The organism is Nocardia heshunensis, assembly GCF_054782115.1.
In genome coordinates, this window is the sequence record NZ_BAAGTC010000027.1 from 57460 (window position 1) to 71277 (window position 13818).

The 13818-nt window shown below is 69.4% G+C and carries 1 protein-coding gene; it reads left to right on the top strand.

The genetic code is table 11. The features are described from left to right. Positions 1–284 precede the first annotated feature (284 nt). Positions 285–13808, top strand: coding sequence for an SDR family NAD(P)-dependent oxidoreductase (locus tag ACYVN4_RS41365; protein WP_460729102.1), 13524 nt, complete (start codon positions 285–287; stop codon positions 13806–13808). Positions 13809–13818 lie beyond the last annotated feature (10 nt).

The window sequence follows — 13818 nt, forward strand, 5'->3', positions numbered from 1 at the left end:
GCGACGCAGCGTGATATCGATGAGCTGCGCTGGACTTGGCTTGAATGTTGTTGCGCGCGAATAGATGTGGTGTGTCACATCGCAGCGCACTCGCGGGGCGCGATCCCGCACATCACTTTCTCGGGGGGATTCGAGCTACCGAGGAGACTCCGTGTACGACAGTGCCCCCGAAACTTCGGGCAACCTCGAGCAATCTCTGAAGCTCTTGGTGTAGTAGACATTTCACACATGCGCGATGGCGAGCGGCGCAGGTGCGTGCTCGTCGTGAGGAAGGTTCTCGAGTGGTGACCCGATCGGATTTCCCCGTAGCTGTCGTAGGAATGGCGTGCCGGCTGCCGGGAGTTGCTGATCTCGACGATTTCTGGCGATTGCTCGGCGCGGGACGCGCCACCGTCGGCGCCGCCCCGGCGGCCCGCGCGAATCTCACCGAACGCGCGAGCTTCCTCGATTCCGTCAGCGATTTCGACGCGGAGTTCTTCGGGATCGCACCCCACGAGGCCCGATCGATCGATCCACAGCAATTGCTCGCCCTGGAGCTGAGCTGGGAGGCACTCGAAGACGCCGGGCTGGCCGAGGCGGCGCGCGAATCGCGCCGGGGCGGGGTATTTCTCGGTTGCACCGCCGGTGACTTCGCCGAACTCGGCACGGTTGCCGAGGGGCCCGGCATCACGCGCCACTCGTTGTGGGGTGCGACCCGCGGAATCATCGCCAACCGGGTTTCCAACTATTTCGGTTTCACCGGCCCCAGCCTCTTGGTCGACAGCGCTCAGGCCTCCGCACTCGTCGCGGTGCACCTGGCGTGCGAGAGCCTACGGGCGGGCGAAACCGATATCGCATTGGCCGGTGGCGTCAATCTGATCCTGTCGCCGACCAGTGGTGAACGGGTCGAACAGTTCGGTGCACACTCGGTGCGGGGCCGCTGCTACACCTTCGACTCGCGGGCGGACGGATTCGTGCGCGGTGAGGGCGGCGGCGTGATCGTGCTCAAGCCGCTGGCACGGGCGATCGACGACGGCGACCGAATTCACGCGGTAATCCGCGGTAGCGCGGTCAATACCGGTAATGAGCGGCGGGTATTGAGTGCGCCGAGTCGCGAAGCGCAGGCCGCCGCGATTCGCGCCGCGCTCGCGGCGGCCGCTGTGCCCGCCGATTCGGTGCAGTACGTCGAATTGCACGGCACCGGAACTCCGGCGGGCGATCCGATCGAGGCCGCCGCACTCGGCGCGACCTATGGCTCCGATCGTGACCCGAATTCGCCGCTGGCGGTGGGGTCGGTCAAAACGAATGTCGGCCATCTGGAAGGCGCCGCCGGGATCATCGGCCTGATCAAGACCGCGCTGTGCCTGCGGCACGGCAAACTCGTGGCCAGCCTGAATTTCGAACACCCCAACCCGGCGATTCCCCTGGACGATCTGCGCCTGCGCGTGGTCGGCGCACCCGAGAAGTGGGCGGCGCCCACCATCCGGCGGGCGGGCGTCTCCGCGTTCGGCATGGGCGGTTCGAACGTCCACCTGATCCTCGACGAGGCCCCGGTCACGGACCGCGCCGCAACCATCGAGCCGGACGCCGCCGGCGAGGTGCCGATCGTGCTCTCCGCGCGCGATGAGGTCGGCCTCCGCGCGCAAGCGAGCCGACTCCGTGAGTGGCTGGTGCGCCACCCGGAGCTCGCCCTCGCCGACGTGGCGTATTCACTGATCACGGCCCGCGCCCAGATGGCTTGGCGGGCAGACCTTTTCGTCTCCAGCCGCGAGCAGCTGCTGGTCGAGCTCGGAGCGCTCGCCGAGCATGGCGGCGGTTCGGACCGCACCGGACTGCCGGTGGAGTCGACGGCCACGGTGACCGGTGTCCGGGTGGATCTGCCGCCGTACGCATTTCGCCGACGGGAGAACACCGAGGTTCTCGTGTCGGTCGAGTCACGGGCGATAGCACCCACCGCTGCGGACCGGGCTCGCGATGCCGGTGACGACACCGACCATGGCAGGCCCGACGACAGCATCTTGGCGCACCAGCTGCGGGCGATGCCTGAATTTCGGCGTCGCGCCGCGGTGCTCGCGGTGGTACGGGAGCAGGCGGCCGCGGTGCTCGGGTATGAGTCGGTCGGGTCGATCCGTGAGGAGTTGCCGTTCACCGATCTCGGGTTCGATTCGCTCAGTGGCGTGGAGTTGCAGAAGCGGTTGACCCGGGTGACGGGGGTCGAGTTGCCGCCCTCGCTCATCTTCGATCACCCCACTGCCACCTCGGTGGCCGAGCTGCTGCGGTCGCGCGCCACGGCGGGCGGGGAAAGGCGCGGCCGGGTTACGCGGCGGACCTCGTCGGAGGAGCCGATCGCGATCGTCGGTATGGGTGCGCGATTCCCGGGCGGTATCTCGTCTGCCGAGGAGCTGTGGGAGCTGGTCGCGGCGGGACGCGACGTGATCGGTGATTTTCCGACCGATCGCGGTTGGGATCTGGATCGTCTCTACGATCCCGACGCGGACAAGGCGGGCACCGTCTACACGCATCGCGGTGGGTTCCTCAGCGGCGCAGGTGATTTCGACCCGGGCTTCTTCGGGATCAGTCCACGTGAGGCGCTGGCGATGGACCCGCAGCAGCGGGTGTTCCTCGAAACCGCTTGGGAAGCACTCGAAGACGCCGGAATCGACCCGACCACGCTGCGCGGCAGTGACACCGGTGTCTTCGTCGGAGCTTGCGCGTCAGGGTATTCCGGTCTCGTCACCGGTGAGCTCGAGGGCTTCCGGCTGACCGGTACCTCGCACAGCGTCATCTCGGGGCGGCTCGCCTACGTCCTCGGTTTGGAAGGCCCGGCGGTGACGATCGACACCGCGTGCTCCTCCTCGCTGGTGGCGCTGCATTCGGCCTGTCAGGCCCTGCGCCGGGGCGAGAGCTCTCTGGTGCTGGCCGGAGGCGTGACCATCGCGGCGACTCCCGACCTGTTCGTCGATTTCGCTCGGCAGCGGGGGCTTTCGCGAGACGGCCGCTGTAAGGCCTTTTCTGCCGCGGCCGACGGTGTCGGCTGGTCCGAGGGCGCGGGGGTACTCGTGCTGGAGCGGCTCTCCGATGCTCGCCGACTCGGACACAATGTACTGGCGGTCGTGCGCGGTAGCGCGGTCAACCAGGACGGTGCGAGCAATGGGCTCACCGCACCCCATGGCCCGTCGCAGCAACGCGTGATCGAACAGGCCCTCGCCGACGCCGGAATCTCGGCGGCCGAGGTGGACGCCGTCGAGGCGCACGGCACCGGGACGAGACTGGGCGATCCGATCGAGGCGCAGGCGCTGATCGCCGTCTACGGACAGGATCGCGGCGACCGAGAGCCCCTGCGGATCGGTTCGCTCAAATCGAATATTGGCCATACGGTCGCGGCCGCGGGTGTCGCCGGTGTGATCAAGACCGTCCAATCGATGCGGCACGGACAACTGCCGCGCACCCTGCATGCGGAAACGCCGACCCCACACGTGGATTGGAGTGCGGGTGCGGTACGGCTCCTGGCCGAGGCGGAACCGTGGGAGCGCGGGGAGCGGCCGCGCCGAGCGGGAGTGTCGTCGTTCGGGATCAGCGGAACGAACGCCCATGTGATCCTCGAGGAAGCGCCCGTCGACGCGGCCGCGTCGGACACGGGGCGCAGCGGGACGGATCTCCCGGACCAGAGCGCGGTGCCGCTGGTCGTCTCGGGTAAGAGCGAGGCGGCGCTGCGTGCGCAGGCCGCTCGCTTGCGGATGTGGCTGCAGGAACGTCCCCAGCTGGATATTGCCGAGGTGGCCGCTGCGCTGACTTCGACTCGGGCACAACTCGATTCGCGCGCAGTGGTGTTCGGGCGTGACCGGGACGAGCTGCTCGAACGGTTGCACGGCCTCACCGAGGCGGGCAGTGGCGCCGACATCGTCATCGGAACCCCTGTCGCGGGCCAGACCGTGTTTCTGTTCACCGGGCAGGGCGCCCAGCGAGTCGGCATGGGTGCCGATCTCTACAGCGCCTTCCCCGCCTTCGCGACCGCACTGGACGAGGTGTGTGCACACCTCGATCCGCTGCTCGGACAATCACTGCGCGAGGTGATGTTCACCGATGCGACCGGCATGCTCGATCGCACCGAATGGACGCAACCCGCGCTCTTCGCCTTCGAAGTCGCGCTGTACCGGCTACTGGAATCGTTCGGCACGGCACCGGATGTCCTCGCGGGCCACTCCATCGGCGAATTGTCGGCCGCCCACGTGGCCGGAGTGTTGTCACTGTCCGACGCCTGCGCCCTCGTGGCGGCCCGAGGCCGCTTGATGGGCGAGCTTCCCGAAGGCGGGGCGATGCTCGCCGTCGCCGTCGACGAGGCTCGAGCGAACGGCATCATCGCCGGACTCGATGGCCGCGTCTCGCTCGCCGCGGTCAATGCCCCGGCCGCGACGGTGCTTTCCGGTGATGCCGACGTGATCGACGCCGTCGAACGAGATCTGACCGCCGAGGGCATTCAGGCCACCCGACTGCGCGTCAGCCACGCTTTCCATTCGGCGCGAATGGATCCGATGCTGACGGAATTCCGCGCGATCGCGGAGCGCCTCACCTATCACCCGCCCCGGGTGCCCATCGTCTCCACCGTCACCGGAGACCTCGCGGACGAGACCATCGCCACCCCCGACTACTGGGTGCGGCAGGTGCGCGACGCCGTCCGTTTCGCACCCGCGATCGCTACCCTGCTCGCGAGCGGTGTGCGGCGATTCGTCGAGGTGGGGCCGGATGCCATCCTCAGCGCGGCGACCAACCGGTGCCTGGCCACCGACCCCGCCATCGAGTCGTCGGCCTCGGTCGTGGCGACCTCGCGACGGTCGAATGAGCAAGTGCCGCAGCTGCTCTCCGCCCTGGCGCAGCTCCATGTCACCGGTGACCCGGTCGACTGGCGGCCGCTGCTGCCCGCCGCCGAGCAACGAATCCCGTTGCCGACCTATGCGTTCCAGCATCAACGGTTCTGGCTGCGCCCGAGTCTCGCCGCTGCGGTGTCCGGTGATCACCCGATTCTGACCGGTGTCGTCGGTGTCGCGGGGGCCGACGAATGGTTGTTCACCGGCCGACTGTCCCTGCGCGAAAACCCGTGGATCACCGACCATGCGGCACACGGTGTCGTGGTCGTCCCGAGTGCCGTTCTGGTGGAATTCCTGGTCGTCGCGGGCGAACGGATCGACTGCGCGGTGCTCGACGAGCTCACGTTGCAGGTGCCGATCGTGCCCGCCGACGACGATGAGATCGAGCTCCAGGTCGCTGTCCGGGCTCCCGAGTCCGGGCGTCGGCCCTTCGACTTCTACTTCCGGAAGTCGGCGGATGAGCCGTGGGTGCTGAATGCTACCGGCGCTCTCGCACCACAGCATTCGGGTGATCCGGAGGCGCTGCGGTTGCTCGACCAGCCTTGGCCGCCCGCGGCCGAACCGCTCGACGCGACACAGATTCCCAGCCTGATGACGCAGGGCTCCGGGCTCGAATACGGCCCGGCGTTCGGTGGCATCACTGCCGCATGGCGACAGGCGGACGCCGTCTTCTCCGAGATCTCCCTGCGCACCGATGCGGGTGACGCGGGCCGCGGTTTCGGTCTGCACCCCACCCTGCTGGATATGACGGTGCACGCCGGGCTGGCCGAATTGCTGTGGCGCGAACAGGATCACGAGCCGGGCTCGGGGAAACTGTTGTTCCGCTGGGGCGGTGCGCGATTCCACCGGCCGCTGCCCGACCGATCGGCGCAGCTGACGTCACTGCGAGTCGCGGCCGTTGCGACGGGGCCGGAGACTATCTCCGTCGCCGCGGTCGATTCCGTTGGCCGACCGGTTGTTTCGGTGGATGCCGTGGTCATGCGCCCCTACGACGTGCGACGGTTCTTCGACGGGCTGTCCGAGCACACGACCGATCTGTATCGGGTGCGCTGGGAGCGCACGGGCGACCAGGCCAGCGACGACCCGATTCCGACCGCGGTCGCCTACCGTCCGGAGGTCGCGGGCGGCGAACCGGCCGATATCCCGTCGGCGATCCGACGGGCCGTGAACGAGACGCTCGCCCGGCTGAATTCGTGGCTGGGAGATGAACAGCCATCGGATGCACGGCTGGCCGTCATCACCACCGGCGCGGTCGGAGTGGCCGACGAAACCCCCGATCTGATCGGGGCGGCGGTGTGGGGTGTGGTGCGCACCGCGCAGACGGAGAATCCGCAGCGCTTCGTCCTCGTCGACGAGGACCCGGCGGCACCCTTGGATACCGAAGCGCTCGTCACCGTCATGCGTACGGGGGAACCGCAGGTCGCGATTCGCGGCGCCGACCTGCTCGTACCGCGACTGGTTCGCGCCGAGGCGACCGACGGCGAGGTCGCTGACACCCCGTTCGGGACCGGAACGGTGCTGATCACCGGCGGGACAGGCGGATTGGGCGCGCTGTTCGCCCGGCAGCTGGTGACCGAATACGGCGTCCAGCGTCTGGCATTGACCTCCCGGCGCGGCGCCGACGCTCCCGGCGCGGCAGCCCTGGTCGAAGAATTGGCAACCCTGGGGGCCGAGGCTCGGATCATCGCCTGCGACATCGCCGACCGGGAATCGGTCCGAGAGCTGGTGAGCGGCCTGGAGCTGAGCGCGGTGATTCACGCCGCGGGTGTCCTCGACGACGGCACCATCGGTTCCCTCACGTCCGAGCAGGTCGACCGGGTACTGGCCCCGAAGGTCGCGGGCGCGTGGCACTTGCACGAAGCGACCGCCGGACTCGACCTCTCGGCCTTCGTGCTGTTCTCCTCGGTCGCGGGCGTGATCGGTTCGGCCGGGCAGGGCAACTACGCCGCGGCGAACAGTTTCCTGGACGCGCTGGCCGAGCGGCGACGCGCTGCGGGACTGGCCGCGACATCCTTGGCCTGGGGACCGTGGGGCGAGGCGGGCGGCATGACCGGCGACCTGGACCCGGTCGCCGTCGCGCGCTGGGATCGCCTCGGACTCGGGCAGATCGAGCGCACCGAGGGCATGCGGCTGTTCGGTGCCGCACTCGCACATCGGGATGCACGCTTGGTTCCGCTGCGATTCGATGCCGCCGCTCTGCGTCGCGAATCCGACAGTCGCGAACTTCCGGCAGTACTGCGCGGGTATGGACGCCGCCCCGCCGACCTCGCCAAATCCGGTGGCGCGGCGGCCGAGACAGCATTTTCTTCCGACCTGGCCCTCGAGACGGTGCTCGCCCAGGTCGCCGCGGTACTCGGACACGATTCCGGTGACGTGATCGATGCCGAGAAACCGTTCCGGGAACTGGGTTTCGATTCGCTGGGCGGAGTGGATCTCCGCAATCGCCTCGGTAGGGCCACCGGACTCACGCTGCCCTCGACACTGGTCTTCGACTACCCGACCCCTGCGGCGGTGGCGAAGCTGGTCCAGTCGAGAATCGCGCCGACGGCGACCCCGGTGGCGAAGCCGGTGGCGTCGAACCACGCCCGCACCGATGAGCCGATCGCGATCGTCGGCATGGCCTGCCGCTACCCGGGCGGTGTCGAATCCCCCGACGCACTGTGGGATCTGGTGTTCACGGGAACGGATGCCACCAGCGACTTCCCCGCCGATCGTGGCTGGGAGCTGGACCGGATCATCGACCCGGACCCCGATAACCCAGGCACCACCTATTCGGGCCGCGGCGGATTCATCACCGGTGCAGCCGATTTCGACGCGGGCTTCTTCGGGATCGGTCCCCGCGAGGCCGTCGCCATGGATCCGCAGCAGCGGTTGCTGCTCGAAGTGTCGTGGGAGGCACTCGAACACGCGGGCATCGACCCGGCCTCGCTGCGCGGCAGCGACACCGGTGTCTATGCGGGCGTGATGTACCAGGACTACGAATCATTGACCCGCCATGCGGGTCCGGAGGTCGAGGGATTCGCACTCACCGGATCGCTGGGCAGCGTGGTCTCCGGGCGCATCGCCTACACCTTGGGCCTGGACGGCCCCGCGCTCACGGTGGACACCGCGTGCTCGTCCTCGCTGGTAGCGCTGCATCTGGCGTGCCGAGCGCTGCGGGACGGGGAAAGCTCCCTGGCTCTGGTCGGCGGGGCCACGGTCATGGCCACGCCCGCGGTCTTCCTCGACTTCTCCCGGCAGCGCGGTCTCGCCCCGGACGGGCGTTGCAAGTCCTTCTCCGCGGACGCCGACGGCGTGGCCTGGTCGGAGGGTGCGGCCGTGCTGGTCGTCGAGCGGCTCTCGGACGCACAGCGACTCGGCCACCCCGTGCTCGCGGTCGTGCGGGGCAGCGCGGTCAATCAGGACGGCGCCAGCAATGGCCTGACCGCGCCCAACGGTCCGGCGCAGGAGCGGGTGATCACCGAGGCGCTGGCCGCCGCCGGTCTGACACCCGCCGAGGTGGACGCCGTCGAGGCGCACGGCACCGGAACCACCCTGGGCGACCCGATCGAGGCGCAGGCGCTGATCGCCGCGTACGGGCACGATCGCGCCGAGCCCCTGCGGATCGGCTCGCTCAAATCCAATATCGGGCATGCGCAGGCGGCCGCGGGCGTCGGCGGCATCATCAAGATGGTGCAGGCCATGCACCATCGCGTGCTGCCGCGCACGCTGCACGCGGAAGAGCTGTCACCGCATGTCGATTGGTCGGCGGGCGCCGTGCGGGTGCTCACCGACGCGGAGCCGTGGCCCGGCGGTGACCGGCTACGCCGCGCCGGTGTCTCGTCCTTCGGCATCAGCGGGACGAACGCGCACGTCATTCTCGAGGAACCGCCCATGAGCGCGGCGGAACCCGCCCCCGCCCCGGCGAATCCGACCGTCGCCGCCCTGATGATCTCGGGGCGCTCCGAGGCGGCGCTGCGCGAGCAGGCGGATCGGTTGCGGCAGTGGATGATCGAACGCCCGGCACTCGCCGCGCGGGATATCGCGTCGGCTCTGATCGGCACCCGGGCACGACTGGATTGGCGCGGCGGAGTCATCGGTCGCGACCGTGACGAACTGCTCGCCGGATTGGCGGCCCTCGCCGACGGGCAGGCCACCACGAGCGCCGTCGCGGGCACGACGACACCGGGGCGGGTGGCGTTCCTGTTCACCGGGCAGGGTGCGCAGCGTCGCGGCATGGGTGCCGGACTCTACCGCGACTACCCCACCTTCGCGGACGCCCTCGACGAGGTGTGCACCGAATTCGACGGCATTCTCGGCGGATCGCTGCGCGCGGTGATGTTCGATGCACCCGAAAGCGGGCTGAACCGAACAGAATTCACGCAGCCCGCGCTCTTCGCCTTCGAAGTGGCGCTGTTCCGGCTGCTGGAGTCCTTCGGTGTCGTCCCGGATGTGGTCGCCGGACATTCCATCGGTGAGCTCGCCGCGGCGTATGTCGCGGGCGTGTGGTCGCTGCCGGATGCGTGCGCGCTGGTGGCGGCACGCGGACGGTTGATGGGTGGCCTACCCGAAGGCGGTGCCATGCTCGCGGTAGCCGTCTCCGAGGCGGAGGCGGTCGCGGTGGTGGCCGACTATGCCGACCGCCTGTCGGTGGCGGCGGTCAATGGTCCGGCCGCCGTGGTGCTCTCGGGTGATGAGGACGCCGTCGCCGAGGTCGACCGGCTGTTCGAACAGCGCGGTGTCCGGACCAGTCGGCTCCGGGTCAGCCATGCTTTCCATTCGGCGCGCATGGACCCGATGCTGGCCGAATTCCGCACTGTCGCCCAAGGATTGAGTTATCGGGAGCCGCTGCTGCCGATCGTCTCGAATGTCACCGGCACCGAGGCGGTCGAGGCCGTGCGCGACCCGGAGTACTGGGTGGCGCAGGTGCGTGGCTGCGTGCGTTTCGCGCCGGGCGTGGACACCCTGATCGAGCGCGGCGTGCGGAAGTTCGTCGAGGTCGGGCCGGATGCGGTGCTCACCGCCATGACGTCGGCCTGTTTGGCGCAGCACCCCGAGATGGAGTCGAAATCCGTTGCGGTGGCGGCATCGCGGCGGTCGATGGACGAGTCGACCGCCTTCGTCACCGGCTTGGCGCGGGCGGATGCCGCCGGTATTCCGGTCGATTGGTCGCAGGCTCACGACCGGCCTGCTGCCCGTGTTGCCCTGCCCACCTATGCATTCCAGCGCCAGCGCTATTGGGCCCGGCCCGTCGTAGCCAACGATGTCCGGCATTCTGGCCTGGACGAGGCCGGTCATCCGTTGCTCGGCGCGATCGTCCGACTACCGGGTTCGGAGCAGGTGGTGTTCACCGGTCGGCTGTCGCGCAGCGCGCAGCCATGGCTCGAGGACCACGCGGTCGCGGGCACGGTGCTCTTGCCGGGCGCTGCCCTCGCCGAACTCTCGCTCCATGCGGGCGCGGTCACCGGGCGGCCGCGTCTGGCCGAGCTGGTGATCGAGGCGCCCCTGCCGATACCGGCGGACACGGGGGTCCAGCTGCGCCTGGTGGCGGATGCACCCGACGATTCGAACAGCGTTACGGCACAGATTTATTCGCGAATCGAGAACGGCGGAGCCGACGGTGAATCACCGTGGGTGCGCCACGCCACCGCGACCCTCACCGACGACGCGTTCGCGCCGTCGAAGGGTGGCTCGCACGAGTGGCCGCCCACGGACGCCACGGCGATCGCCGTCGACGACGGCTATGCGGCACTGGAGGAACGCGGCTACCGCTACGGGCCCGCCTTCCGAGGTGTGCGGTCGTTGTGGGCACGTACCGGTGAGGCGTTCGCCGAGATCGCACTGCCGGATTCGGTGCGCGATCAGGCCGGAGAGTACGGGATGCACCCCGCCCTCCTGGATGCGGCACTGCACGCGATCCTGCTGGGCGGGTTGATTCCCACGCCGCCGAATGGTTCGGTCGCCGTGCCGTTCTCCTGGGAACACGTCGACCTGCGTGGCACCGGATCGAATGTATTGCGAGTGCACGCCAGGGTTTCCGACTCCGGCACGTACCGCATCACTTTGACCTTCACAGACCAGGCGGGCACGCCTGTCGGTGAGGTGGGAGCGCTGACCCTGCGCGCCATCGCGACGGGCGCGCTCACCGAATCCCCGCGCGACAGCCTCGGCTACCACGTCGATTGGGTGGCTCGACCGCAAACCGACGGCGGCACAGTGGATGTCATGTGGGGGGACATCGCACCCGACGGTGTCTCCGAGATCGCCACGATCGGCGGGCGCAGGCATGTGGTCGCCTACATCGAACCGGTGACCGGTCCGAGCCTGCCGGATTCGGTGCGCCAGACCGTCATTGGCGTCGCCGCACGCGTTCGCGGACTGCTGGCCGGCGCTGATCCCGTCGTGGTGGTCACCCGTCGGGCGGTCGCGGCCGAGGTCGGCGAGCACATCGATCCGGCGAGCGCAGCGGTATGGGGCCTGCTCCGCACTGCGCAGAGCGAGAACCCGGACCGGATCAGGATCGTGGACATCGGCGGGGACCGTGCCCATCGCGCAGGCGTGGAGTCGGTCGCGGCGATCGCCGACGAATCCCAGCTGGCCGTGCGGGATTCGGCGGTGTACGTCCCGCGCGTCACGCGCGACTCCGGCGCACTGACCGCGCCCGACGCCGCGGGCTGGGCGCTTACCCTCCGCGACAAGGGCACCCTGGCCGCGGAGAACTTCGGGCTCGACGAAACCACGGGTGCGACAGGCACTCTCGAACCCGGCCAGGTCCGGGTGAGCATGCGGGCGGTGGGCCTGAATTTCCGGGATGTGCTCATGGCGTTGGGCACCTATCCGGATCCGCTCGGCCGCATCGGTGGCGAGGGCGCGGGCGTCGTGCTCGAGGTCGCGGCCGATGTCACCGAATTCGCCGTCGGTGACCGCGTTTTCGGCTTCACCCCCGGGATGGGTTCGACGGTCGTGGTGGACCGGCGACTGCTCGCATCGATGCCGCAGGGCTGGTCGTTCGCACAGGCCGCCGCGGTGCCGATCGTGTACGCGACCGCCTACTACGGTCTGGTCGACCTCGCCGACGCCCGCTCCGGCGAGACGCTGCTGCTGCACGCCGCGACCGGCGGCGTCGGCATGGCGGCGGTACAACTCGCCCGGCACTTGGGGTTGCGGGTCCTGGCGACGGCGAGCAAACCCAAGTGGAACGTCCTGCGCGACATGGGCTTCGACGATGCGGATATCGCCGACTCCCGCACCCTGGACTTCGAGAAGGAGTTCCTGGAGCGCACCGACGGCGCGGGCGTGGACATCGTGCTCGATTCGCTGGCAGGCGAATTCGTGGACGCCTCGCTGCGCCTGCTCCCCCGCGGCGGCCGCTTCGTCGAGATGGGAATGATCGACCGGCGCGACCCGGTCGAGGTCGGCGCGACGCACCCCGGTGTCCGCTACGCCAGTTTCATGCTGATGGAAGCGGGACCCGAGCGGCTGCGGGAGATCCTCACAGCCCTCGTGGACCTGTTCGACCGCGGCGCGCTGAAGCCGTATCCGATCACCGCGTGGGATCTGCGGCGGGCCCCCGACGCCTTCCGCTACCTCAGCCAGGCTCGGGGTGTCGGCAAGAACGTGCTGACCGTCCCGACACCGCTGCGCGGCGACGGAACAGTACTGATCACCGGCGGCACCGGCGGTTTGGGGGTGATCGCCGCACGCCACCTCATCACCGCCCACGGTGCGCGCAGGCTCGTGCTCGCGAGTCGACGCGGCGCGGACACGCCCGGTGCGGCGGAAACGGTCGCCGAACTCACCGCGCTCGGCGCGCACGTGGAAGTCGTGGCGTGCGACACGGCCGATCGGGCGGCGCTCGACCGGCTGCTCGCCACGATCCCCGCGCAGCATCCGCTGACCGCGGTCGTGCACGCGGCCGGTGTGCTGGCCGACGGCCTGCTCGCCACCATGACCGACGAGCAGATCGCACAGGTCCTGCGCCCCAAGGTCGATGCCGCCTGGAATCTGCACGAAGCCACCACGGGCCTGGACCTGTCGGCCTTCGTGCTCTACTCCTCGATCGCGGGGGTGCTCGGTACGGCGGGTCAGGCCAACTACGCCGCCGCCAACACCTTCCTCGACGCACTGGCACAGCAGCGGCACGCCGAGGGACTGCCCGCGACCTCCATTGCGTGGGGGCCGTGGCAGCAGAGCAGCGGCATGACCGGCGATCTGACCGAAGCCGATCTGGCGCGGCTGCGACGAGAGGGCCTGCTCCCGCTGAACGCGGACGAGGGCATGGATCTTTTCGATGCGGCGACGACTACCGGCCGTCCCACCTCCGTGGCGGTCCGGATCGATCGGGACGCGCTGGGCGAGGGCGATCCGGCCGGTATCCGCCCGATCATGCGGGCACTGGCCAGGCCCGCCGCGCGGCGCGGGCCGGTCGCCGAACCCGTGACGGCGGAGATCGCCACTGGCTCGGATCACTTGGTCACTCGCCTGCTCGGTCGTTCCCCCGAGGAGCAGAAGCGGGTGCTGCTCGGCGTGATCGGCGTGCATGCCGCGGCGGTGCTCGGGCACACCGGTGACGGGACCTTGGAGCCGGATAAACCGTTCAGCGCCATCGGGTTCGACTCGCTCGGCGTGATGGAATTCCGTAACCGGCTGAAATCGGCTGCGGGAGTGCAGCTGTCGGCTACCGCGATGTTCGACCACCCGACCCCGGCCGCCCTGGCCGAGTTCCTGCGTCAGGAGTTGGTGCCCGCCGACGCGGCCGCACGGGCGCTCGCCGCCGAAGTCGACTCGCTCACCCGAAGTTTCGCCGCGGCGGAACTGACCTCGTCCGAACGTTCCGGCCTGGCCGAGAAGGTGTCGGCGCTACTCCGCAAGCTCGAGGACGCAGCGGCCGATCGCGGCCCCCTGCACCCACCGGGAGTGGATGACGCCGGCGATCTCGAATCCGCCGACGACGACGAGCTTTTCGAATTCATCGACAGCCTCTGAGCTGATAGAC